General features: G+C 51.5%; 23 protein-coding genes and 3 tRNA genes. 12 read left to right on the top strand and 14 right to left on the bottom strand.

Annotation, left to right across the window (positions count from 1 at the left end; translation table 11 throughout):
• Positions 1-74 precede the first annotated feature (74 nt).
• The 13 genes from aroG to folD form a co-directional block, all read right to left on the bottom strand.
• Positions 75-1,118, bottom strand: coding sequence for a 3-deoxy-7-phosphoheptulonate synthase AroG (aroG, locus tag ACTHSQ_RS06635; RefSeq protein ID WP_003683923.1), 1,044 nt, complete (start codon positions 1,116-1,118; stop codon positions 75-77).
• 278 nt (positions 1,119-1,396) lie between these two features.
• Complete coding sequence (locus ACTHSQ_RS06630) at positions 1,397-2,074, bottom strand: TIGR02117 family protein (RefSeq protein ID WP_003683940.1); 678 nt, start codon at positions 2,072-2,074, stop codon at positions 1,397-1,399.
• Positions 2,075-2,280: 206 nt separating this feature from the next.
• On the bottom strand, positions 2,281-3,777 hold the full coding sequence (locus tag ACTHSQ_RS06625) for a subtype B tannase (protein ID WP_440371097.1): 1,497 nt from the start codon (positions 3,775-3,777) through the stop codon (positions 2,281-2,283).
• A 292-nt stretch (positions 3,778-4,069) separates the two neighbouring features.
• The gene (locus ACTHSQ_RS06620) at positions 4,070-5,545 is read right to left on the bottom strand and encodes a surface lipoprotein assembly modifier (RefSeq protein WP_440371098.1); all 1,476 of its coding nucleotides are present in this window, start codon (positions 5,543-5,545) and stop codon (positions 4,070-4,072) included.
• A gap of 156 nt (positions 5,546-5,701) precedes the next feature.
• Positions 5,702-6,073: a hypothetical protein gene (locus ACTHSQ_RS06615; RefSeq protein ID WP_003683787.1), complete on the bottom strand. Its 372-nt coding sequence runs from the start codon at positions 6,071-6,073 to the stop codon at positions 5,702-5,704.
• A gap of 172 nt (positions 6,074-6,245) precedes the next feature.
• Positions 6,246-6,941 carry a M48 family metallopeptidase gene (locus ACTHSQ_RS06610; RefSeq protein WP_440371099.1) on the bottom strand — a complete coding sequence of 232 codons (696 nt, stop codon included), beginning with the start codon at positions 6,939-6,941 and terminating at the stop codon, positions 6,246-6,248.
• Between the two features lie 49 nt (positions 6,942-6,990).
• Positions 6,991-7,722: a lysophospholipid acyltransferase family protein gene (locus tag ACTHSQ_RS06605; RefSeq protein ID WP_440371100.1), complete on the bottom strand. Its 732-nt coding sequence runs from the start codon at positions 7,720-7,722 to the stop codon at positions 6,991-6,993.
• 71 nt (positions 7,723-7,793) lie between these two features.
• The gene (gene gmhB / locus ACTHSQ_RS06600) at positions 7,794-8,372 is read right to left on the bottom strand and encodes a D-glycero-beta-D-manno-heptose 1,7-bisphosphate 7-phosphatase (protein WP_440371101.1); all 579 of its coding nucleotides are present in this window, start codon (positions 8,370-8,372) and stop codon (positions 7,794-7,796) included.
• Between the two features lie 20 nt (positions 8,373-8,392).
• On the bottom strand, positions 8,393-9,454 hold the full coding sequence (locus ACTHSQ_RS06595) for a glycosyltransferase family 4 protein (protein ID WP_440371102.1): 1,062 nt from the start codon (positions 9,452-9,454) through the stop codon (positions 8,393-8,395).
• Positions 9,451-9,924 carry a DUF7832 domain-containing protein gene (locus ACTHSQ_RS06590; protein ID WP_440371103.1) on the bottom strand — a complete coding sequence of 158 codons (474 nt, stop codon included), beginning with the start codon at positions 9,922-9,924 and terminating at the stop codon, positions 9,451-9,453. The genes ACTHSQ_RS06595 and ACTHSQ_RS06590 overlap by 4 nt, the downstream gene beginning before the upstream one ends.
• 93 nt (positions 9,925-10,017) lie before the next feature.
• Positions 10,018-11,259, bottom strand: a complete 1,242-nt coding sequence (locus ACTHSQ_RS06585) for an aromatic amino acid transporter (protein ID WP_440371104.1) — start codon at positions 11,257-11,259, stop codon at positions 10,018-10,020.
• Positions 11,260-11,388: 129 nt separating this feature from the next.
• Positions 11,389-12,462 (bottom strand): AI-2E family transporter, encoded by a 1,074-nt coding sequence (locus ACTHSQ_RS06580; protein ID WP_440371105.1) that lies wholly within the window; start codon positions 12,460-12,462, stop codon positions 11,389-11,391.
• A gap of 84 nt (positions 12,463-12,546) precedes the next feature.
• Entirely contained in the window at positions 12,547-13,398 is an 852-nt protein-coding gene (folD, locus tag ACTHSQ_RS06575) for a bifunctional methylenetetrahydrofolate dehydrogenase/methenyltetrahydrofolate cyclohydrolase FolD (RefSeq protein ID WP_003683785.1), read from the bottom strand.
• A gap of 201 nt (positions 13,399-13,599) precedes the next feature.
• Between folD and ACTHSQ_RS06570 the strand changes: the two genes are divergently transcribed.
• The 6 genes from ACTHSQ_RS06570 (at position 13,600) to ACTHSQ_RS06545 (ending at position 17,246) form a co-directional block, all read left to right on the top strand.
• Positions 13,600-13,677, top strand: a tRNA-Pro gene (locus ACTHSQ_RS06570).
• 27 nt (positions 13,678-13,704) lie between these two features.
• Positions 13,705-13,781, top strand: a tRNA-Arg gene (locus ACTHSQ_RS06565).
• 9 nt (positions 13,782-13,790) lie between these two features.
• Positions 13,791-13,866: transfer RNA gene (locus ACTHSQ_RS06560), tRNA-His, on the top strand.
• A 258-nt stretch (positions 13,867-14,124) separates the two neighbouring features.
• Entirely contained in the window at positions 14,125-14,631 is a 507-nt protein-coding gene (gene rfaE2 / locus ACTHSQ_RS06555) for a D-glycero-beta-D-manno-heptose 1-phosphate adenylyltransferase (RefSeq protein ID WP_094192836.1), read from the top strand.
• Positions 14,628-16,388 (top strand): bifunctional biotin--[acetyl-CoA-carboxylase] ligase/type III pantothenate kinase, encoded by a 1,761-nt coding sequence (locus tag ACTHSQ_RS06550; protein ID WP_440371106.1) that lies wholly within the window; start codon positions 14,628-14,630, stop codon positions 16,386-16,388. The genes rfaE2 and ACTHSQ_RS06550 overlap by 4 nt, the downstream gene beginning before the upstream one ends.
• Positions 16,389-16,403: 15 nt before the next feature.
• The gene (locus ACTHSQ_RS06545) at positions 16,404-17,246 is read left to right on the top strand and encodes a cell division protein (protein ID WP_440371107.1); all 843 of its coding nucleotides are present in this window, start codon (positions 16,404-16,406) and stop codon (positions 17,244-17,246) included.
• Between the two features lie 550 nt (positions 17,247-17,796).
• Here the strand turns inward: ACTHSQ_RS06545 and ACTHSQ_RS06540 are convergent.
• Positions 17,797-18,312: a DUF4189 domain-containing protein gene (locus tag ACTHSQ_RS06540; protein WP_254347082.1), complete on the bottom strand. Its 516-nt coding sequence runs from the start codon at positions 18,310-18,312 to the stop codon at positions 17,797-17,799.
• A gap of 255 nt (positions 18,313-18,567) precedes the next feature.
• On the opposite strand from ACTHSQ_RS06540, the gene tldD reads away from it, so the two are divergent.
• The 6 genes from tldD (at position 18,568) to prmC (ending at position 24,369) form a co-directional block, all read left to right on the top strand.
• Entirely contained in the window at positions 18,568-20,010 is a 1,443-nt protein-coding gene (gene tldD, locus ACTHSQ_RS06535; protein ID WP_440371108.1) for a metalloprotease TldD, read from the top strand.
• A gap of 151 nt (positions 20,011-20,161) precedes the next feature.
• A complete protein-coding gene (locus ACTHSQ_RS06530) occupies positions 20,162-20,821 on the top strand; it encodes an amino acid ABC transporter permease (protein WP_440371109.1) in 660 nt (219 codons plus the stop codon).
• Positions 20,811-21,479: an amino acid ABC transporter permease gene (locus tag ACTHSQ_RS06525; RefSeq protein WP_308112123.1), complete on the top strand. Its 669-nt coding sequence runs from the start codon at positions 20,811-20,813 to the stop codon at positions 21,477-21,479. The genes ACTHSQ_RS06530 and ACTHSQ_RS06525 overlap by 11 nt, the downstream gene beginning before the upstream one ends.
• A gap of 1 nt (position 21,480) precedes the next feature.
• Entirely contained in the window at positions 21,481-22,212 is a 732-nt protein-coding gene (locus tag ACTHSQ_RS06520; RefSeq protein WP_308887034.1) for an amino acid ABC transporter ATP-binding protein, read from the top strand.
• A 74-nt stretch (positions 22,213-22,286) separates the two neighbouring features.
• Positions 22,287-23,141 carry an amino acid ABC transporter substrate-binding protein gene (locus tag ACTHSQ_RS06515; protein ID WP_049329484.1) on the top strand — a complete coding sequence of 285 codons (855 nt, stop codon included), beginning with the start codon at positions 22,287-22,289 and terminating at the stop codon, positions 23,139-23,141.
• Positions 23,142-23,556: 415 nt separating this feature from the next.
• On the top strand, positions 23,557-24,369 hold the full coding sequence (gene prmC / locus ACTHSQ_RS06510) for a peptide chain release factor N(5)-glutamine methyltransferase (protein ID WP_440371110.1): 813 nt from the start codon (positions 23,557-23,559) through the stop codon (positions 24,367-24,369).
• The last annotated feature ends 10 nt before the right edge of the window (positions 24,370-24,379 follow it).

The raw sequence follows: 24,379 nt of genomic DNA, 5'->3' as shown, positions 1-24,379 counted from the left end.
TCTTAAGCAAAGAAATCAAAATGACAGACACAAAAAAGACCGGAACATATCCGGTCTTTTTAATGGTTTCGCACTTACGCTTGGTAACCTTTCGCCTCGGCAAGCAGGGCCAGCAATTCTTCAGTTGTATCCCAACCGATGCAGGCATCCGTAATACTTTGACCGTAAACCTCTGGCTTGTCTTGACGGCCTTCAACCAAGTGGCTTTCGACCATCACGCCCATGATGTTTTCTTCACCGGCTTTCAGTTGCGCCGCAACATCGCGTGCTACATCCATTTGTTTGCGGAAGTCTTTACGGCTGTTGGCATGGCTGCAGTCCACCATCAGTTTGCTGCTCACACCGGCTTTTTGAAGCTGCGCAACCGCGTCTTTAACGTGTTCCGCGCTGTAATTAGGCTCTTTTCCGCCACGCAAAATTGCATGGCAGTCAGGGTTGCCGCTGGTGTGGACAATCGCGGAATGACCGGCTTTGGTGACAGACAGGAAGTGGTGCGGATGATTGGCGGCACCGATGGCGTCGATGGCGATTTTCAGATTGCCGTCCGTACCGTTTTTAAAACCGACAGGGCAGGAGAGGCCGCTGGCCAATTCGCGGTGTACCTGGCTTTCAGTTGTACGCGCACCAATTGCGCCCCAAGAAATCAGGTCGGCGTAGTATTGCGGCGTAATCATGTCCAAGAATTCAGTCGAAGCAGGCATGCCCATTTCGTTCAAAGTCAGCAACAACTGACGCGCTTGGCGCAGGCCGTAGTTGATGTCAAACGTACCGTCCAAGTGCGGATCGTTAATCAAGCCTTTCCAGCCAACGGTTGTACGCGGTTTTTCAAAATACACGCGCATTACAATCAGCAGCTCTTTCTCATATTTTTTGCGTAAGGGCAGCAATTTTTGTGCATATTCTACCGCCGCCTTAGTATCGTGAATCGAACATGGGCCGATGATGACCAGCAAACGGTTGTCGCGGCCGTGAACCAAATCCGAAATCTCATGACGTGTTTTATAAACCAAATTGGCAACCTGAGGCGTAACAGGCAGCTCATACAAATGGGCGATTGGAGGGAGTAACTCTTTGACTTCTTTAATCTTAATATCATCGGTAGGGTGGTGCTGGGACATGATGGACTCTCTTGTTTATTTTTGATACAGGTTACAGGTTTTAGCGGAATTAAACAAGGCTTGATTTTTTGTTTTGGCAATTTTATTCTAAAATTTCTTTATTTTAATTATTTTATGGAATTTAAAATTAATTTATTTATAAAAATTAATATTTAATGCTATTAAAAAATTCATTTATATAATAAAGGGCTTTGAGTTTTCATCAAAATACAGGCCGTCTGAAAATGTTCAGACGGCCTGAAGTCTTACATAGACCCAAAAATTGAGAAGCGTGGAGACTATCGATATTGTTCCAGTAAGGGGGAAGAAAAAGGAGTCCAATACACGCCTTTCAGGCCGCTTTCCACCAATTTGTCATTCAGCCAAGTGTTACAAGTATTGAATAAATGATAGCGCCCTTTGGCTTTGTAAAAAGCATCGTTAGCTTGATGATGGATTCCTTTTAGCAAGATAGTTTGCCCATTTTCTTGTTGAAAACCGGCCAAGAGCGATTTGGTTAAATTCCTGTATTGCTCAGGCGTGACCAAAAATTTGACGACATGGCTATTTTCTTGTGGTTCAAAAGGATAATAAGTAACATGAATCAGCGTACGGTTCAGCCCGCTTAATGCACCTAAAGCATTGGAGAACGTCAAATCTTTCCACTCAGGCGTGTATAAATAAAAATTGCGTTCCCCCCAGCCTAAACCGATATGCGTTATTTGAGGATCAGCAGTGAGCGTGTCTCTCGGATTGACGACATCCGACCAATCAAAAATATCATTCTTCAGCGGCATGACTACATCAGTATGCACGCCATTACTGACTAAAAATAAAGTAAATTCCCCTTTGGGCTGCTCTTCATTAAGCGGCAATGAAGCCAGCATCCAAGCAGATAAAAAATACAATAGGGCAAAAATAGGGATAATCAGCGCTATTTTGCCGATTTTTTTGAGGATGTGGAGAAAGGAGCGCATTCGTTTTTTAAAGGCAATTAAGTTTGAAGGTATGTATTTTCTATTAAATTTGTACTTTTTTCATTAGAAACGATTAGATGGTATCTTGCGACTAATGATAAAAATGATTGTTTAATTTAAATAAAAAAGGCCGTCTGAAATATTCAAACGGCCTTTCTTTAATTAAAACGGATACTAAATCTCATCTCAATCTATGTTGCAAATGCTTATTTTGCAGAACGGCTGACCTGATTCATCCAGGCAAACAGTTCGTCTAAGTCATAATCGCCGCCGTGGCCGACATCCCAAGGCAGGGCGTAGTCGACGGTTTGGCCGTTGTTTTGCAGTTTGGCGGCTAAGACGGCGGAGACTGCCAGTGAGGTGTCGCGGTCGTTGGTGCCGACACGGATGCGCCAGTTTTGCGGCAGGTTTATGCCCGGTTTGCCGATGTAGTTGAGCGGGTTCATGATTTTGATGGTTTCTTCATCTGCGATTTCGGCGTTGGCGGCGGTATTGTGTTGCATGGAGAACGCGGTGAAGTGGCGTTTATCGACGGTATTGGTACCGAAGAGTTGGTTTTCGCCTGCGCTTAAATCTACGCCGTCAAAGGCCGGCGGTGTTTTTTGGCGGCCGGCGGCTTTGGCGTAGGCATCGAAATCGACGGAGACGACTTTGCCTTTGCGGACGGTCAGCCAAGTGCGGTCGCTCAGGTCTTTGCCTGCATCAAGCTGGGCTTGTGCGGATTGGGCAAGTAAACCGGCAATATGGTTTTTAAAGCTGCCGTTGCCTTGGGCGTCCAACGTCAGGGGTTTGCCTTCGGGAGATTTCAGGTTCAGGCTGTTGAGGTATGCGGGGTATAGGGGTTTGAGGAGGTCGGACAGTTTTTTCTCGTCATCGGTCAGCGTGCCGGCGACCAGCTCGCGTTTGACGCGGTAGTCGAGCATGGAAATGTTCATTTTTTTGTAGTCGTTAACGCCGTTGAACTGCCATTCGTAAGCCATGTCGGCATGATCCAAGTCGGTAATTGGGCAGTAGGCGGATACGGCGAAAACTTTGTCGCTGCCGTCTGCCGCGCCTAAGGCTTTCAGATATTTTTCGTAATCTTTTTGGTCGGCTGTTGCGCCTAAGAGGGCAGACATCGCGCCGCCTGCGCTTGTGCCGTTGGAAATGATTTTTTTGGCATCGCCGGGCATGGCTTTGTCGTTGGCTTTCAGGTAACGGACGGCAGCTTTCAAATCGACAATGGCGGCGGGTGCTTTGCCGGTGGATTCCGTTCTGCCGCGCGCGCCCGGGGAGGCGACGACGTAGCCTTTGGAAAGGGCGGTCAGCGCGGCGTTCGGCGATTTTTGACCGTCTTCAGGTTCGCCGCGTTTGCCTTCTAAAGCAGGTTTGCCCGGTTCGGCAGGCATATAACCGCCGATTTGGTTGGGCAGAAAAATCGGTGCAGTTTCGGCGGTAAAACCGTCTATCTCGCCGCCGTTGTAATAGGCTTCGGGGACGTAAATATTGATGATTTCGTAACGGGTATCGACAGGATTGCGGACGTACACCACGCCTTCGTAAGCGCGGAATTTGACGGCTTGACCGTTCACTTCGATGCTTTGTTCGGTGTATTTTTGTTTGGAGAAGTCTAGGTCGTAGGTGTCTGCGGTTTTGACGGAAGCGCAGGCGCTCAATCCCAGTGCGACAGAAACGGATAAGAGGGTTTTGTTCAGGGCATTCATCATCATACTTTTTGAAGAGGTGTGAACGGATATGATAACAAATACTAAGGCCGTCTGAAACGCTAAGTCGGGTTTCAGACGGCCTGATTTTTTGTAACGTTATGCGGTGTTGTACGTTATGTTGGTAAAGTAATATTGGCTTGGATTTTATCTATTTGATAAATATGAATCTAAATAAGGCATTATGCCTTAAAAAATCTATTGATTCGGTATCTGTAAAAGTTTGAATTTGTCTTGTAAATCAGTATGCAGGACAGACATTTTTGCTTTATTCACAGATTGGTTCTACTTGTCAGAACGTTTTGCTCAATTCGACAAACATTTTGGTTTTGCCGTATTCGTAGAACTTGTCGTTGCTCCATGTTTTGTTGTGGGCAATGGTCAGGCGCGGGGTAATGCTTTTGAAATGGAGGGCGCGGTGCCATACGCTCAGGGAGGCGGAGGCTTCTTTGTCGCGGCGGTTTTGTTCGTTGCTGAAGAAGCTGGGGGCTTGGTAATGGCGTTGGGCGGCGCTGAGGCGTAGGACGGTGGAGAGGCCTTTGGGCCATTCTTGTCCCCATGTGGTGCGCAGGGCGTAGCGGTTGAAGCTGTCGCTTTTGTCGTCGCGGTTGCGTTCGCGGTAGAGGTCGATACCGGCTACCCAGTATTGGCGCGCGTTGCGGTAGTACACGATGGAGTTGCTGAGCAGTTGGCTGGTGTTGTTGGAATGCTCGCGGCGGCCGTTTTTCAGACGGCCTGCTTCAAATGCGCTGAGGGTTTGTAGCTTGGGTTGCCACCAATGGTTGTAGTGGAGACGTGCGCCGTTGGTGTAGGTGTAGGGGTCGTTGCCGTAGAAGCGGCGTTCATGGAACGGGGTCATGCCGATATCGTTGCGCTGGTCGGCATAGCCGATGCCTGCCGAAAAGCGTGTGGTAAGGTCGTTGTAGTTGGTGTGTTTGGGGTAGATTTTGCCGTAATGGTCTGCGCCTGCCGTGGCATAGAAGCCGCGTGGCAGCGACCATTTTTTTTCTGCGCCGATTTGGTAGTGGACCGCGGTGGCATCGATGGGTTCGGGGAATGTCCAGCCTCGGAAGCAGTCGTCGTCGGGATAGGCAAGGCGCACGGCGCGGCATTGTTCATCGCTCAGGTGGTTGCCCAGACGGCGTTGGCTGGGGGCTTGGTTGATGTTTTGTTCGCGCGTGATGTTCAAGCCGGCGTTGAATTGCCATGAGTCGCGTTCACGCAGGGCTTTGCGGTAGGTTTCGATGCGTTCTTGCAAGGCAGGCGGGAGGGATTCGGTTTGTAGTTTGTCGAACTGGTCGGCCGCGGCTTCGTTTTGTTTGTCTTCAAACAAGGCGGTCGCAAGCTGCCAGCGGACGGCGGAGGCATCGGGCTTCTCGGCGATAAAGCGGCGGTAATGGCCGACGGCTTCGGCGGCGCGTCCTTCGGATTGGGCAAGCAAACCTTTGGCATAGCGTGCCATGGCGCGGTCGTGTTCTGGCCATTGTTCGTAAATGGGCAAAACGGCTTTGATGCCGGGGATGTTGTGGGCGACGACGGCGGAATACATGGCGCGTGCCAGTAATTCGGTGTTGGCAAGCAGGGTATCGGCATCGACGTTGATGATTTTTTCAGACGGCCTGTTTGTCTGCTCTGCAGGGATGTTGTGCGTTTCGGGTTGTTGGGGTTCGGCTGTGTTGACTTGAAGCTCGGGTTTCACATCAGGCGGCAAATCGGCGGCGTGAAGGGAAAGGGGAAGGATGGCGAGGAGGAGCAGACGTTTTTTCATGGCAATGTTTGGGATGTTATCGGTATAAGTGGGCAGATTGTACAATGTTTTGAGTCGGAAATTTTACAAACCGAGTGCCATTATACCTGATAAAGACGACAAAAGGCCGTCTGAAACCCGATGGGATTTCAGACGGCCTTTATTTGCGAGTCGGATTTAGTTTTGGTCCAAGTCCAAATCGGCTTTGTATTCGATACGGCCTTGGCCTTTGTCTTCTATGGAAACGTCCAGCTCTTGTTTGCCGCGTTTGAATTTCAGATCGGCATCGTCGTGTTTGATTTCAGACTCAACCACATGGAAACCTTTGCTGCGCGCGTGGGCGATCACTTTTTTGGCCAAGGAAGGAATGGAATTGCGTTGGCCGGAAAGTTCGGCTTCGTATTCAAATTCGCCGTTGCCTTGATGATCGGCTTTGATGGTGTGCGCGCCATCCGGACGGTAGATTTCGGAAGGCAGTGGGGAGGCGAATGCCGTGGCGGAGAAAAGAGCCAAAATGCCGGTGGCCAGTAACGATTTTGCTTTGGTCATCGGTTTTCCTTTCTGAAAAGGGTTTTGAGAACGACATCATCTTATCGGCAGGTATGAGGGGCGGCAAGCGGATAAACTTGATTTTACGCGCGGCTACATGATTTGTTTGGAGGGCGTTGGTTCTTTGCTTTGGGCTGGTGTTTGCTTGCAAAAAAATGCTGCCGGATAAGACTTAGCCGAGGTGGAACAATTCGCCGCCGTGCGCCTTCAGCCATTGTTCGGCTTGGTCAACATGCGGCGTGAGCGAGTGTGTCAGAGCCCAAAATGCAGGGCTGTGGTCGGGATGGCGCAGGTGGGCGAGTTCGTGCAGGCAGACGTAGTCGGCGACATATTCGGGCGCGCCGATGAGCCGCCAGTTGAGGCGGATGCCGGTGGTGTGGCGGCAAACGCCCCAGAAGGTTTTGGCGTTGGAAAGGGAAATGGCACTCGGGGTCAGGCGGGTGGTTCGGATATGGCCTTCGAGGCGCGGCAGCAGATACTCGTGCGCACGCTCGTGCAGGAAGCGGCGCAAATGGGTGAGTTGAGCGGCGTTTTCTTTTTCGGGCAACAGGATTTCAGACGGCCTGATTTGGATGTGGTTTGCTGCGTGGACGGACAAGGCCGTCTGAACGCCTTGATACCAAATCCATTCGGGAAGCGAGTCGGTAGGTGTTTGTCGGGCCGGTGTTTTGTTTAGGGTACGGCGCAGGATGGCTTCGTTGTCGTTCAGCCATTGGGTAAAGGTGTGCTGGGTAACAAACGGAGGGATATTGATGCTGACGGTATCGGCGGAAACGGGGCGCAAGATGAGGTTTTTCTTGGCGCTGCGTTTGAGCTGGATATGAATGGTGAGGCCGTCTGAAAGGGTGTGGGTATGGAGGCGGGGCATGGTGTTTGAGTGAAAAGGGCGGGTATAGTGGCCCACCCGATGGAATGATTTATTTGGTTTGGGGCGCGAACGGGCCTTGTCCGGTAATCAGGGGCTGTTGGCTTTCAATCCATTGCTCACATTGGGCCATGAGTTCGGCTTCATCGCCGTTGTTGTGGGCAATGGGTTTGCCGATGATGACGCTGACCGTGCCGGGGTATTTGAGGAAGGAGTTGCGCGGCCAAAACTCGCCGCTGTTGAGCGCGACGGGGACGATGTCCATCTCGAACATTTTTGCCATGCGCGCGCCGCCGAGCTTGTAGCGGCCTTTTTCGCCGGGCGGCAGGCGTGTGCCTTCAGGGAAAATGGTAATCCAATAGCCTTCGTTTTTACGCGCAAGGCCTTGTTCTAAGAGTTGTTTGTTGGCTTCGCGGCTGTTGCTGCGGTCGATGCCGATGGTTTTGACCAGCTTCAAGCCCCAGCCGAAGAAAGGGATTTTGAACAGTTCGCGTTTGGCAACATACACTTGCGGCGGAAAAATCTCTTGCAGGGCGAGGGTTTCCCAGCCGCTTTGGTGTTTGGCGCAGATGATGGCGGGGTGGTTTGGAATGTTTTCCGCGCCGCTTAAGGTGTAGTTCAAACCGATGACGTGCTTGAGCGACCAGTTGAGGATGCGCACCCAAATTTGCGCCATTTTGTGCGCACCGCCTTGGAAGGGCAGGGCAAGCAGCATAAAGGGGAACAGCAAAATAATGCTGGAGGAAAGGATGAACCAGTAAATTAGGTTGCGGATAATCAGCATATCGGGGAAAAGTCTGTCGTTTGAAGGCCGTCTGAATAACGTTGTCGGCAGTTTTCAGACGGCCTTGTCGTTTATAGGATGGCTTGCGCGGCTTCTTCGATTTTTGTGTTTTCACGCATGATGTATTGCGAGAAAGCGAGCAGGTTGTCGAAGACTTGGGTGTGTTCGGGCAGTTCTTGCTCGTGTTTGGCCAGCGTTTTTTTGCCTTTGCCGGTCAGGACGAGTGCGGATTTGCCGCCTGCGGCATCAATGGCTTGCAGGTCGCGCAGGCTGTCGCCGACCAGCCAGGTTTCGGCGGCATTGGCCTTGAAGCGTTCGATAATATCGATAATCATGCCAGGCTTGGGTTTGCGGCATTCGCAGTTGTCGGCGGCGGTGTGCGGGCAAAACCAAATGCCGTCGATGGTACCGCCTGCTTGAACGGCAAGGCGGTGCATTTTCGCGTGCATTTCGGTCAGGTCTTGCACGGTAAAGTATTTGCGGCCGATACCGGATTGGTTGGTGGCCACGGCGATGGTGTAGCCTACCTGCGTTAAAAAGGCGATGGCATCCATGCTGCCTTCGATGGGAATCCATTCGTCAACGGATTTGACGAAATCGTCGCGGTCTTGATTGATGACGCCGTCGCGGTCGAGAATGATGAGTTTCATGGTGTTCCTAAATATTGTTTTCAGACGGCCTTCAACATATTGAGAGTTTGGTCGATATGATGCGTTAAGGTGGGATTATAGGTTAATGCCTGCATAGGAGAGGTAATTTTGTGTTTTCCCTGCCGTTTGAAAGAAACTGCTTGAGTGATGGCTTGTGCCAATGTTTCTGGGTTTTGACGTGAGAAAAAGAAGCCTGCATTTTCGTTCATGACTTCGGTACATGCCATATTGTCGGAGAAAACAACTCTGGTTCCGCACAAAATAGATTCTATGCCAACCAGTCCGAATGGTTCGTACAGTGATGCCATGATGGTGAAGTCGGCAGCTCGGTAAAGTTCAGGCATATTTTTGCAGAAACCAAGCTCAATAACGTTGTTCATCGGGTGGGGTAAAGCCGATCCGGCAACAGCCAGTTTGATGGGCAAATCGGTATGCTCGAAAAATTCTGCTAATAAATCCAAGCCTTTTCGGGTGTGTCCGGTTGATGGAAATAGGAAAATAGTTTCGTCGTCTTTAAATCCGTATCTCGCACGAGTTGCAGGAATTTCTTCCGGTTTAGCGTAGAAGCGTGCAGTATCGGCAGGTGGATGGATAACACGGATTTTTTCAGAAGGCACCCCATAGAGGTTGATCAACTCGTGTTGCATTAAGTGTGAATGCGCCATGATCAATTTTGCCGTTAAGTAGTTGGTACGGTTACGCCGAATGATGAGTCTATCAAGTAGGTTTGGGGTTTTACCCATGTTGTGCAGGTAACCTAAGTGTGTACCGCCGCAGACAAAGATATCAGCATAATTACTGGGATTGCAGGCAATAAGGGGGATATTCCTGTTTTGCCGGAGTTTGGCCAATTGCATACTGAAGAAAAAAGGACGCAACTTTTTTGGAATCTTTTTTTGATTGACGTGATGCGTATCAACTTGGCGGTATTCCGGAACCGTTGTATCAATTTGTGCAGCAAAGACTGTAGGTTTGATGCCGTGTGCGCTTAAACCACGGACCAGGTCGAAAGTGTAGCTTTCCATGCCGCCACCTGGACGGAAGCAGTTAATAGCAATGTCGATAGAATAGTTCGGCTTCATTGTGTGGATTCTTTCGAATATTTTTCTGCTTTCAAACTGCTTTTCCATTTTTCAAAAGCCGTCTGAAAAACGGGTGTCAGTTTGGTGAAGGTTTCCGGGGCGTTTTTGACGTGGTAGAAGCCGCCGAGCGAGGGCGTGTCGAGGGCGAGGACGTAGTCTTCCATAAATGCGCCGTAGCCGTCTTCTTCGTCGGTGTAGTAGAACTCGGTAAACCGTTGGCCGAGTTCGGTAAAGTCGTCCGCCGTCAATGCGCCGTCCATGTGCTTGAGCAGGAAGTGCCGTCCGCTGATTTTGCCCGAGGTCATGGCGGCGAAGTCGGCTGCGGTTTCGGGGGCGGTTTGCCAGACGGGGTTGACGAGGCCTGCCTGCGCGGCCCACTGCCAGTACATGCCGATATGGGTGGCGGCGTTTTCGGGTGGGAGCTGGTCAGAATAGTCTTCGTCGAGATGGAAGCGGATATTGTCGTACATGGACGGTGTTCGTTGGGGGAAAGGGGGTATTGTAGCGGAAAATAATGAATTAGGCCGTCTGAAAGAGGGTGTTTCAGACGGCCTTAAGGGAATTTAACCTTTAAATACGGGAACGAGCTCCATTTGGCTCAGTATTTGGGCGGCAATGTTGATGATGCCGAAGAGGAAGACCCAAACCATCAGCCAGAATCCGCCGTAAACTTTGTAGTTTTTGCCGATGCCGAATTTATGGCGCGAGCGGTAGAGCAGCATGGCGGGGATGATGCCTGTCCAGATGGTTGCGGCCAGACCGACGTAGCCGATGGCGGTAACGAAGCCGGTAGGGAAGAGCAGGCAGGAGATCAAAGGCGGCAGGAAGGTCAGCGCGGCGGTTTTGGTACGGCCGGAAATGCTGTCGTTCCATTTGAAGATGTCGGCGATGTAGTCGAACAGGCCGAGCGTTACGCCGAGGAAGGACGTTGCAATCGCCATGTAGGAGAACAGGGTCAACACTTTGTCCATATTGCCGGTCTGGGCGAACTTGGACAGCGTTTCGATCAGGACGGAAACTTGGCCTTCTGCGGCGATAACCGGTGCGAACTCGTTGCGCGGCAGGTTGCCTTGGATAGCGATTTGCCAGAGGACGTAAATCACCAAGGCAATCAGCGTCCCCGACCACAGGGATTTGGCCACTTTGGGTGCGTCGCCTTTAAAGTATTTGAGCAGGCTGGAGACGTTGCCGTGGAAGCCGAATGAGGCAAGGCAGACGGGCAGGGCGGTGGCGACATAAATCCAGTAGCTGGTGCCGGCAGGGGCTTGGGTATCGAACAGGATAGGCATTTTGGCATCGGCAATCAGGCCGCCGGTTGCCCAAATAAAGGTCAATACCATGCCGCCGATGAGGATGCTGGTAAAGCGGTCAACCAAGCGTGCGGATGCCCAAACGCAAAAGGCGAGAATGCCGAAGAAGACGAGTTGGCCGACGGTGAGCGAGATTTCGCCGCCTACCGCGCTGCTGATGCCTTTGGCTGTCAGGTCGCCACCGACGAAGATGTAGGCGTAGGTGAGCAGGTATAAAACGAAAGCGACGGCAACGCCGTTGATGACGTTCCAAGTCGGGCCGAGCAGGTCTTTAACCATGGTGTCGAAGCTGGCGCCGTGCGGATAATGGGTATTGACTTCCAAAATCATCAGGCCGCTGGAGAGCATGGAAAACCAGGTGTACAGCAACACGGCCAGCGAGCCGGTAAACCATACGCCGGAGGTGGCGGTCGGGTTGGCAAGCATGCCTGCGCCGATAACCGTACCGGCGATAATCATCGCGCCGCCGAATAGGGAAGGGGTTTTGGTTGACATTGTTTATCTTTCTTCTAGAAATGTGTGGCTGCCATTATGCCGTAAAGTGTAAGAAAAGGTAAAGCAAAGGCCGTCTGAAAACCCGATTGTCGTTTTCAGACGGCCTTTGATGTGTATAAATGCAACTGATTAAATCAATTTTCGCAGTTTCAATTCGTTTTTCAGATAGGCGTAATAAACCGGCGCGACGATGATGCCGCCGATGCCGAAAATGCGTTCAAAGACGACCATCGCCACCAGCAATTCCCACGCGCTGGATTCGATTTCCGAGCCGATGATTTTGGCGTTGAGGAAATATTCGAGTTTATGGATGACAACGAGGAAAACCAACGAGGCAAGTGCGACGTACAGCGATGCGCCGAGGCTCAAAATAATGATGATGGTGTTGGAAATCAGGTTGCCCGCCACCGGAATCAGACCGACGATAAAGGCGACGATCAGGACGGTCATTTTAAACGGCAGGTCAACGCCGAACAGCGGCAAAACCAAGTAGAGGTACAGGCCGGTCAGGAAGGTGTCGATCAGCGAGATTTTGACTTGGGCGAGGAACACGCGTTCAAAGCTGGTTTCAAAATTGACGATGCGCCGTATCAATTCGGCTTTAAACAGCGGCATTTTGTGGCGGTTTTTGCGCATTTTCAGGCGGTGGAAACTGAGCATGGCGCCGATGATGATGCCGATGAGGATGTACACGAAGGATGTGATGCTGTTTTTACTGATACGGGTCAGCGCGGCGCGGTATTCTTCAATCAGCTTGATTGCCGAGGCTTTGATTTCGGCCATATTGTTGGGCAGCATATTGAGAATGGCCGCAGGCAGGTCTTGGCTGTTTTTGGTGTCTTCCAAAATCGCCGCCAGCTTGGCCAGCATAAAGCCGACATGGCCGCCGTGTATCAGGTGGTAAATGCCCAAAGACATCATCGTGATGATGCTGAACACGATGGCCAGCGTCAGCGTAGTGGAAATCAGGTTGATATTGTGCGCGTTGAGCGATTTATGCAGCCGCGTGTTGCGCGGCAAAACACGGCGGCGGAGTTTGAGGATGACGCCGTTGGTGCGCGTAATAAAGATATAGGTCAGGATAACCGGCAGCAGCAGCGGCAGAAAATGGTAGTGCAAGACAATCAGCAAGGCCAAGCCCATCAGGATATAGGAGGCGTTGCGGAAAGTCGGGTTGTCGGTGTGTGAAGAGAGTAAGGACATGTGAAGCCAATAAGGTAAAAAGCAAAAAAACAGGTCAGGCCGTCTGAAAAACCATGTTCAGACGGCCTAACTTAATGACAGCGATTAATCGTGCAATGAGGCCGCGTGTACCGTGTTTTCCAACAAAGTGGCAATCGTCATTGGGCCGACGCCGCCGGGAACGGGCGTAATCATGGACGCGCGTTCTTTGGCGACATCAAACTCAACGTCGCCGCACAGGCTGCCGTCGTCCAAACGGTTGATGCCCACATCGATAACGACTGCGCCGGGTTTGACCCATTCGCCTTTAACGAAATTCGGAATGCCTACGCCGACCACCAAAATATCTGCGGCCGCAACTTCATCGGCAAGGTTTTGCGTGGCGCTGTGGCAAATGGTTACCGTCGCGCGGGACAGCAGCAATTCCAACGCCTGCGGGCGGCCGACAATATTGGACGCGCCGACGACGACCGCTTTTTTGCCTTTCGGGTCGATGCCGTAGGCTTCCAACAAAGTCATCACGCCTTTGGGCGTGCAAGGGCGCATCAGCGGCATTTTGACGACCAGGCGGCCGACGTTGTAAGGGTGGAAGCCGTCCACATCTTTATGCGGCTCGATACGCTCCAAAACCGCTTGGCTGTCGATGTGAGCCGGCAGCGGCAGTTGCACCAAAATACCGTCGACGGCAGGGTCGCTGTTCAATTCGTCCACCAGTTTCAGCAAATCGTCTTGCGTGGTTTCAGACGGCAGCTCATAAGAGCGCGATTCTATGCCGCTTTTTTGGCAGGTCAGTTTTTTATTGCGTACATAAACCGCGCTGGCAGGGTCGTCGCCAACCAATACTACTGCCAAGCAAGGCGTGTGCAAACCTTTTTCCTGACGTGCTTTTACCGCCTGCGCGACCGCCTCGATGCGTTGTTGGGAGATTTTTTTTCCGTCTATAAGTTGTGCAGCCATGATTTTTCCTCCTCAATAGGGATAAATATTGCGTTTAAATTATCGCATTTTTCAGACGGCCTGACACAAAAGAGTGACCCTGGTTACGAAACATAAAAATAAATAACGATTAAAAATAATAAGATAACCAAAAAATGAAAAAATAAAGCAAAGTAGGTGTTGACCGGGTTGAAAAGGGTCTGTATAGTTCAGGTCTTCAGTCGGGGCGTAGCGCAGCCCGGTTAGCGCATCTGCTTTGGGAGCAGAGGGTCGTGAGTTCGAATCCCACCGCCCCGACCACAAAATTCTTAGCACGAATCGGCATGAGCGCCCGTAGCTCAACCGGATAGAGCACCGACCTTCTAAGTCGGGGGTTACAGGTTCGATTCCTGTCGGGCGTGCCAATTTTTACGGTGGCTGTAGCTCAGTTGGTAGAGCCCTGGATTGTGATTCCAGTTGTCGTGGGTTCGAGCCCCATCAGCCACCCCAGATGAAAGCCTGCATATTGTATGCAGGCTTTTTCCATTTATACCCGAATTTTACTTCAGATTTAATTGGGTTTCAAAAAAGTATTTATCAAACCGTTTCATCATGGCATCGGCAAAAATGGCGTTTGCTGTGTTATCAAATATCAATGAATACGTAATCAAGCCCGAATATTGTACCGTTCGGTATCTTTTTATGGCGTTTCGCCGTTATCCTTTATAATACCCTGATTATTTTCTGTTTCATTCCCAAAGGAACCGCATCATGTCCGAATGGTCAGCTCCAGAATTTGAATCCAAAATCTGTCCGCCCGAAAAGCTGGCGGAGCGTTTGGCGGCATTGCCCCGTCCGCTGGTGTTTACCAACGGCTGTTTCGATATTCTCCATAGGGGCCATGTAACCTATCTGGCGCAGGCGCGATCGGCCGGTGCGGCTTTGGTGTTGGCGTTGAATACCGATGCGTCGGTGCGCCGTCAGGGCAAAGGGGACGACCGTCCGATTAATCCTTTGGAAAACCGCGCGGCAGTGGCAGCGGCATTGGAGAGCGTGGATTTGGTCACATGGTTTGATGACGACACGCCGGCCGCGTTGATTGAAATGGTCAAACCCGATGTATTGATTAAAGGCGGCGATTGGCCTGTGGATAAGATTGTCGGTGCGGCCGAGACGTTTGCGCGTGGCGGCAAAGTATTTTCGATTCCGTTTTTACACCAGACTTCGACCACCAAAACTTTGGCGAAAATCCGTGAAGCCGGAGGAGGCGAATGACGGATTTGAACAGCCGCCATTGGGCTTTGCTCGCCGCGCTTTCAGACGGCCTGCCGCAACACGTTTCCCAGTTGGCGCGTGTGGTCGGGATGAAGCCGCAACAATTAAACGGATTCTGGCAGCAGATGCCGGGCCATATCCGCGGTTTGCTGCGCCAGCACGATGGGCAATGGCGCTTGGTGCGTCCTTTGGCTGTGTTTTCCGAAGAATCTTTGCAACAAATGGCCGGAAAACAGGGTTTTCGTGCGCAGTTGAAACACGAATGTTCGTCCAGCAACGATGAAATCATGGCATTGGCGCGCCAGTCGGCAGATTTGGCGCATAAGGCCTTGTGTGTGGCGCATTTCCAAACCAAAGGACGCGGACGGCAAGGGCGGAGTTGGGTCAACCGACAGGGCGAATGTCTGATGTTCAGCTTGGGCTGGACGTTTGACAAGCCGCAATATGAGCTGGGTTCGCTGGCGTTGGTGGTGGCATTGGCTTGCCGCCGCGCGCTTGCCGATATCGGTTTGGACGTAAATATCAAGTGGCCGAACGATTTGGTCGTGGCCAACGATAAATTGGCCGGTATTTTGATTGAAACGGCGAGGGTAGAGAATAAGACTGTCGCCATCATCGGCATCGGCATCAATTTTGTATTACCGAAAGAAGTTGAAAACGCCACTTCCGTGCAGGCTTTGTTTCAGACGGCCTCTAAGCAGGGCGTAAGCGTCAAAACCTTGTTGAATGCGGTATTGGCGCAACTCGATGCGCTGTTGAGCGAATACGCGCAAAACGGATTCGCGTTATGTGTCGGCGAATACGATGCCGCCAACCGCGATACGGACAGCCCGGTGTTGCTGCTTCAGGAAGGACGCGTTATCTACGAAGGCGTGGTCAAAGGCGTGAATGCGCAAGGCGCGTTGCGTTTGCAGACGGACAAAGGCGAAAAAAACATTGTCAGCGGCGAGATCAGCTTGCGCCCGGATAACCGACCGGCACAACCTGCCGCTGCCAAACCGGAACGCTTTTTGCTGCTGGACGGCGGCAACAGTCAGTTGAAATGGGCATGGGTAGAGAACGGCACATTTTCCGAAGTCGGCCGCGCGCCGTATCGTGATTTGACCCAGCTGGGCGAAGAATGGCTACAATTTGCCGATGATGATGTGAAGATTGTCGGTTGCGCCGTGTGTGGTTCGGTAAAAAAAGCGATGGTTGAAGAACAATTAACCCGTCCGGTCGAATGGCTGTCTTCCATGCCGCAGGCTTTGGGTATCCGCAACCATTACCGCCGCCCTGAAGAACATGGCTCCGACCGTTGGTTTAATGCGCTGGGCAGCCGCCGCTTTACGCAAAACGCCTGCGTCGTCGTCAGCTGCGGTACCGCCATAACCACCGACGCGCTGACGGAAGACAATCATTATCTCGGCGGCACCATCATGCCCGGTTTCCACTTGATGAAAGAGGCGATGGCGCTCAAGACCGCCAACCTCAACCGCCCCATCGGCAAGGTATATCCGTTTCCAACCACAACGCCGAACGCCATTGCCAGCGGCATGATGGATGCCGTTTGCGGCGCGTTGATGATGATGCATGGCCGTCTGAAAGACAAAACGGGCGAGGGCAAACCGGTCGATATCATTATCACGGGCGGCGGCGCGGCCAGAGTCGTGCAGGCGCTGCCGGAATCATTCGTTCATGACAATCAAGTGAAAATCGTCGATAATCTCGTGATTCACGGGCTCTTGCATTGGATTGCCCATCGCAACGGACAATAAAAAGGAAAACGCATCATGAAATGGCTGTTTGCGGTCTTGGTCGCACTCAACATCATTGTTTTTGGCAGCATGGTTGCCTATCGGACACAACATAAAACCGCCAAACCCGAATCTGCTTTGGAAGGCAGTACACACGAATTATTGCGCCCGTCTTCTTTGGATGTGCCTAAAGCCGAACCTCAGCAGGCATCGCAACCTGATTGGGTGGTGGTCGAATCAGACGGCCTGATTATGGCCGAACCTGAATCCGAAGAAGCGGAAGCCTTGCGTAAAAAGCAAGAAGCGCAGCAGTTGAAAGAGAAAAAAGAAAAAATGCGCCGCGAGAAAGAAGCGCAAGAGCGTCGCGCCGCTGAAGAAGAGATGGGCGCGGCCGGCGTGGAACGCTTGTGTACCAGCAGCGCCACCGTGGTGATGGATGAAGACGATTACCACCGCATCAAAGGCCTGTTGGGCAAATGGCCTCATGCCGCCAGCCGCAGTATCGAAAAACGCAACGGCGCATCCGCTGGCGAGACTTCTTCCAAAACCTTCCGCGTGGTCTTGCCTGCGGACGGCGACACCTCCGCCCAGCTTGATGCCTTGAGCAGCCGCGGCTTTAGCGGCAGCATTCACAACGGCGAAATCAGCATTGACGTAACACGCAGCCGTTCTTCCGCCCAAGTTTTGATTTCACGCTTGTCCAGCGCAGGTTTCGGCGGCGCGCGCATTGTCGAACAGGAAGACAGAAGCGCACCCGATACCGGTTTGAGCGTGGCGCGCATGACTGTGGTCTTCATGGCGGTCGACGAGCGCGATGCACAAGACATCAGAAATATTGTCGGCCGTTATGGCAAGTTGAACATGAAGACCTGCCGATAATCAGGCCTATTCGGTTTCAGACGGCCTGAACAGCAGTGCCAAGCCTGATAAACCGAACGCCAAAAAAAACACGAAACCCACTGTATCGGCAGTGGGTTTCATGTTTTTCGGTTTTGAGTATCTGATATAAAGGGGAACAGGTATGTTTCGTATATGCGCACTCCGAGTATCAAGAGATAATGGGAAAGAGGGGGATAAAATCTGTCGTTTAATGGCTCGGATTAGGACGTCTTCCGAGTGGTTTTGATTATACGCTAATAATAATTATTATCAATAGTAAAATTGAAAAAATAATGGAATTTACCGTAATAATTTGTTTTGTATGGAAATTAAATTTCGGTATCGGCTTTGCCGTGATTGAAAAGGCCGTTAATGACCTTGCAGGCATATTTGGCAGACTGTCAGTAGCTTGCCGACAATGTCTGAAGCATTGCCGGCAGAGGTAGAAAACGGCAACAGGGCTGTGGTTAAAACAAAACCAGATAAGCGTTTTATCGTGTTGTACTCGTTAAAACAGAATGTGGATAGAGGAAAGTATAGCGTATAAGAATTAGGGTAAAGAGCAACCCTCTGGCATTAGGATTCTACATTCTTGTGCGCCTGTATTGGTACAATTTGTTATAGCTGTTTGTTCGGAAAATCCTTGCTCAGCAGCACCGCCAATAATTATAGGAGTTCCTTTTAAATTTCCTACTGCCGCAGCAACGCAGCCATTTCTAACCCATTTAAGAATCTCACAAGAAGCCCCATTACTACCTTTCTTACAACGTTTAATTGCTTCACTTTTTGCTTCTGCTAATGACCTATGATTTAAAGAACCTGTAATATGGCCAGCCTTTTTACTGATTGCGATAGCTCCAAACTTAGATGGGACGTGCACATCTACATATTCTATTTTTTTTTGTGGCTTAGATACTTTTGATTGTGGAACATTATATAAAATCTGTCTGCCCGAGCTGTCGATAATACGACAGGTTCCAGTTGCAGGTTGGTATTCACCGCCACAGCCGTTGGCATAAACATTAAGACTTGCCAGTCCTAGCAATACAACAAGTAACTTTTTCATTTCAATTCCAATCTATTTATTATTTGAATCTTTATCAGCCTGCGCTGCATCAATCCTACGATGATTTGTTATCTTCTTTACGCGGCTGAGGTTGAAATAGGGTAGGCAAACATTTCGCCCTTATCTTTCAGACGGCCTTTTGATTTGTTTCAATCACTCATAAACCCAAGCAATCAACATATCCAAAGCCATATAAAATACCGTATAATCAAGGCCAAATTAACTTTGCCTGCTTGTCGGGCCGTCTGAAAAATTATGCAACAAACCTACGCCGCCGTACAGCGAGATTTGCTCGAAGCCAACCATCTTTCCCCCGATTTGCTCGCCCAAAGCCTGAGCATTATCGGCGCCAACCATGTTGATTATGCCGACATCTATTGTCAGCGCACTGCCTATGAAAGTTGGCATCTGGAAGAAGGCATTGTCAAATCGGGCAGCTTCCAAATTGATCAGGGCGTGGGCGTGCGTGCCGTTTCGGGCGATAAAACCGCTTTTGCCTACGCCGACAGCCTGTGTATCGATTCGATCAACCGCTCTGCCAAAGCCGTGCGCGTGATTGGTGCGGCCGGTGGCGAGGCCAGCGTCAAAGTGCCGACACCTGCCTACGGCAAGCCTGTCCATATGGCGATTGACCCTATTGCCAGCCTCGATTCCGCTGCCAAAGTCGCGCTGTTGAACAAAGTCGAAACGCTGGCCAAAGCCACCGATCCGCGTATCGTGCAAGTGATGGCCGGTTTGACCTGCGAATACGACATGGTGTACATCGCCCGTCTGGACGGTAAACACGCTGCCGATATCCGCCCGATGGTGCGCATGAACGTAACCGTCATTGCCAAGCAGGGCGAGCGTCGCGAGCAGGGCAGCGCGGGCGGCGGCGGACGTTATGATTTGGCGTATTTTGATGAAACCTTGGTGCATCGGTTTGTCGATTCCGCCGTCAAACAAGCCCTGACCAATCTTGAATCCCGTCCTGCGCCTGCCGGCGAGATGACCGTTGTTTTGGGCAACGGCTGGCCGGGCGTGTTGCTGCACGAAGCGGTCGGACATGGTTTGGAAGGCGATTTCAACCGCAAAGAAACCAGCGTTTTCTCCGGCCGAATCGGTGAGCGTGTGGCCGCCAAAGGCGTTACCGTCGTTGACCAAGGCGATATTGCCGACAGACGCGGTTCGCTCAATATCGACGACGAAGGCAATGAAACCCGCCGCACGGTATTGATTGAAGACGGTATTTTGGTCGGCTATATGCAGGACGAAACCAACGCCCGCCTGATGGGCACGCAATCGACCGGCAACGGCCGCCGCGAAAGTTACGCTTCTGCGCCTATGCCGCGCATGACCAATACCTTTATGGAAAACGGCGGCTATGAGCCGGAAGAAATTATCGCGTCCATCGACAAGGGCATTTACGCCGTCAACTTCGGCGGCGGACAAGTGGACATTACCAGCGGCAAGTTCGTATTCAGCGCATCCGAAGCGTGGTGGGTCGAAGGCGGCAAACTGCAATACCCTGTCAAAGGCGCGACCATTATCGGCAACGGCCCCGAAGTGCTGAAACATGTTTCGATGATAGGCAACGATACCGCGTTGGACAGCGGCATCGGCGTGTGCGGCAAAGAAGGGCAGAGCGTCCCCGTCGGCGTGGGGCAGCCGACTTTGCGTATCGATGCCGGGCTGACCGTCGGCGGCAGCGCAATCTGACGCGGAATCCAGTACGATGCCGTCTGAAAGTTTTTTCAGACGGCATCGCCTTATTCTTTTTTATGATGTTTGATATTCCCAAGAATTCTTTAACATTATCTTACAAGTTCATTAAAATACCGCCTTTCGTTAAGCTGATTGTCTGATTCTGATGAACTGGCCTTATCTGATCGATGCCATACCCAAATTCGCCGATGCGGCAAAGCTGACGCTGGAATTGTCCGTTTACGGCGTTGTTTTGTCGTTGCTGTTCGGCCTGCCCGTCGCCGTGGTAACGGCATACCGCATCCGCCCTTTCTACGCATTGGCACGCGCCTATATCGAACTGTCGCGCAATACGCCCCTGTTGATCCAGTTGTTTTTCCTGTATTACGGCCTGCCGAAAATGGGCATTAAATGGGACGGTTTCACCTGCGGCGTGATCGCACTGGTTTTCTTGGGCGCAAGCTATATGGCGGAAGCCGTCCGCGCCGGCATTTTGGCAGTGCCAAAAGGGCAGGTCGAGGCGGGCAAAGCCGTTGGTTTGAGCCGATTTCAAGTGTTCCGCTATGTCGAATTGCCGCAGGCTTGGGCGGTCGCTTTTCCGGCTATTGCCGCTAATATATTGTTTTTAATGAAAGAAACATCCGTTATTAGCGCGGTCGGTATTGCAGAATTGTTGTTTGTTACCAAAGATGTGATTGGTATGGACTATAAAACCAACGAGGCATTGTTCCTGCTGTTTGCCGCTTATCTGATTATCCTGCTGCCTGTTTCTTTGTTGGTGCGGCGATTGGAAAACCGCATACGGAGGGCGAAATATGGCGTTTGACTGGCTTTTTGAAGGAAAAAATGCGGCACGTTTGGGCGAAGGCCTGCTCTTAACGGCACAAATTTCTTTAATCTCTGTTGCGGCTTCTTGCGTATTGGGGACGTTGTTCGGCCTGGTTTTGCGTTCGCGCAACCGGCTTGTCCGCCTTATCGGACGGTTTTATCTCGAAACCATCCGCATCGTGCCGATTTTGGTGTGGCTGTTCGGCCTGTATTTCGGTTTGTCCGTGTGGACGGGCATACACATCGGCGGATTTTGGGTTTGCGTTTGGGTTTTTACGCTTTGGGGCATCGCCGAAATGGGCGATTTGGTGCGCGGCGCATTGGAATCGATTGAAAAACATCAAGTCGAATCGGGCTTGGCACTGGGTTTGAGCCGTCGTCAAGTGTTCCGCTACATCGAATTGCCGCAAGGTATCCGCCGCGCTTTGCCGGGGGCGGTTAATTTATTTACGCGAATGATTAAAACCAGTTCGCTCGCCTCGCTTATCGGCGTGATTGAAGTGGTCAAAGTGGGACAGCAAATTATTGAAAACTCTCTGCTGACGCAGCCCAATGCCTCATTTTGGGTTTATGGCCTGATTTTTATGCTGTATTTTTTATGCTGTTGGCCGCTGTCGCTGTTGGCGGCAAAGCTGGAACAAAAATGGGAACACTGATATGGCTTTATTGAGCATCCGCAAGCTGCACAAACAATACGGCAGCGTAACCGCCATTCAATCCTTAGATTTGGACTTGGAAAAAGGCGAAGTGATTGTGTTATTGGGTCCGTCCGGCTGCGGCAAATCCACCCTCCTGCGCTGCGTCAACGGTTTGGAGCCGCACCAAGGCGGCAGCATCGTGATGGACGGTGTTGGCGAATTCGGTAAAGACGTTTCCTGGCAAACCGCCCGGCAAAAAGTTGGCATGGTCTTTCAAAGCTATGAACTGTTTGCCCACATGACTGTCATCGAAAACATCCTCTTAGGCCCGGTAAAAGTACAAAACCGCAACCGTGCCGAGGCAGAGGCTCAAGCCGACAAGCTGTTGGAACGTGTCGGACTGCTCGACCGCAAAAACGCCTATCCACGCGAACTCTCCGGCGGCCAGAAACAGCGCATCGCCATCGTCCGCGCCCTGTGCCTGAATCCGGAAGTCATCCTTCTGGACGAAATTACCGCCGCACTCGACCCCGAAATGGTGCGCGAAGTCTTGGAAGTGGTTTTAGAACTCGCCCGCGAAGGCATGAGCATGCTCATCGTAACCCATGAAATGGGGTTCGCCCGCAAAGTTGCCGACTGCATCGTCTTTATGGACAAAGGCGGCATCGTCGAATCGTCCGATCCCGAAACCTTCTTCTCCGCACCCAAAAGCGAGCGTGCCCGCCAATTTCTGGCAGGTATGGACTACTGATTTACCGCAAACCGTCCGCTCCCCCTTTCAGACGGCATTCTATCCCAAGCAAACATTCAAAAAGGAGATTCCCAATGAAACTGAACGCAAAATTCAAAGCGCTACTCGCTTCCGCCGCCATCGCCATCGGTCTGACCGCCTGCGGAGGCGGCTCCGGCGACACCCAATCTTCACAAAGCAGCGGCGCGGCAACCGTTGCCGCCATCAAGGAAAAAGGCGTGATCCGCATCGGCGTATTCGGCGACAAGCCCCCGTTCGGCTATGTTGACGCAAACGGCAAAAACCAAGGCTTTGACGTTGAAATCGCCAAAGACCTGGCCAAAGACCTGCTCGGCAGCCCAGACAAAGTCGAGTTCGTCCTGACCGAGGCTGCAAACCGCGTTGAATACGTCCGTTCCGGCAAAGTCGACCTCATCCTGGCCAACTTCACCAAAACCCCCGAACGCGCCGAAGCTGTCGATTTTGCCGACCCCTACATGAAAGTGGCGTTGGGCGTGGTTTCCCCTAAAGGCAAACCGATTACCGACGTGGCGCAACTGAAAGACCAAACCCTGCTGGTCAACAAAGGCACCACCGCCGACGCCTTCTTCACCAAAAGCCATCCCGAAGTCAAACTGCTGAAATTCGACCAAAACACCGAAACCTTTGACGCGCTGAAAGACGGACGCGGCGCGGCACTTGCCCACGACAACGCCCTGCTGTGGGCGTGGGCGAAAGAAAACCCGGATTTTGAAGTCGCCATCGGTAATTTAGGCCCTGCCGAATTTATCGCACCCGCCGTTCAAAAAGGCAACGCCGATCTCTTGAACTGGGTCAACGGCGAAATCGCCGCCATGAAAAAAGACGGCCGTTTGAAAGCCGCCTATGAAAAAACCCTGTTGCCCGTGTATGGCGAAAAAGTCAAACCGGAAGCATTGTTGGCCGAATAAGTTTGTTTAACAAGAAAATCCGTATCCGCATTTGAAGGCGGGTGCGGATTTTTTCAGCTGCCGCAAATATCGCAAATTCAAAGTAAAATCAACTATATCATTGTTTTTTATTTATTCCGTTGTTGCCGCTTGGAAGGGAATCCGCCCCGTTCGGTTTCGCTTGTTTTTGAATTTCGGGCAACTTTCAAATCGTCATTCCCGAAAATCGCTTCAGCCTTATGTTTCCGGATGACCGCTTTCGCGGAATGACGGCGGAGCGTTTCTGTTATTCGGATAAATTCCTACGGTATCGAAATGGCGATAAGGTGTTTTTCTTTATTATATAATTTCAAAGCGAAAATGATATTTTTTGAACAAGCGTGCCGCAAAGCCGGAAAAAATGTTCGAGCCGCATCGGCGGCAGACGGGATAAAAAATGATGTTTGACGAATGGTTGGGCTTGTCAAAACTACCTAAAAATGAAGCAAGAATGCTGCTGAAATATGCTTCGGGATATACGCGCGTGCAGTTGTTGACACGGGGTGGGGAAGAAATTCCGGACGAAGTCCGGCAGCGGGCGGACAGGCTGGCGCAACGCCGTCTGAGCGGCGAGCCGATGGCCTATATTTTGGGTGTGCGTGAGTTTTACGGACGACGCTTTGCCGTCAATCCCCATGTACTGATTCCACGCCCTGAAACCGAGCATTTGGTGGAAGCCGTGCTCAAACGCTTGCCGCCGCAAGGCCGCGTGTGGGATTTGGGAACGGGCAGCGGCGCCATTGCCGTGACCGTCGCGCTTGAACGCGTTGATGCCGATGTTCGCGCATCCGACATCAGCACCGGTGCTTTGGATACTGCCCGTCAAAATGCGGCCGAATTGGGCGCAAAAGTCGAGTTTGCGCAGGGTTCGTGGTTTGATACCGACAGGCCGTCTGAAGGCCGATACGATGTGATTGTTTCCAATCCGCCGTATATTGAAAACGGCGATGAACATTTATCGCAAGGCGATTTGAGGTTTGAACCGCCAAACGCGTTGACCGACTTTTCAGACGGCCTCAGCCATATCCGCCACATTACCCAAGAAGCCCCCAAATACCTGAAAGCCAATGGCTGGCTGCTGTTTGAACATGGCTATGACCAAGGTGAAGCAGTACGGAACATTATGTTGGAGAACGGTTTTGCCGAAGTGGCAACCGAACAGGATTTGGCTGGATTGGACAGGGTCACGCTAGGGCGTTTGCCTGCTTAGCGGGCATGAT

This window comes from Neisseria sp. P0009.S008 (assembly GCF_051958615.1).
GTDB classification, from domain to species: domain Bacteria; phylum Pseudomonadota; class Gammaproteobacteria; order Burkholderiales; family Neisseriaceae; genus Neisseria; species Neisseria subflava.
Note: the sequence above shows the minus strand (reverse complement) of the source record. Positions and strands in the feature narration are given on the sequence as shown.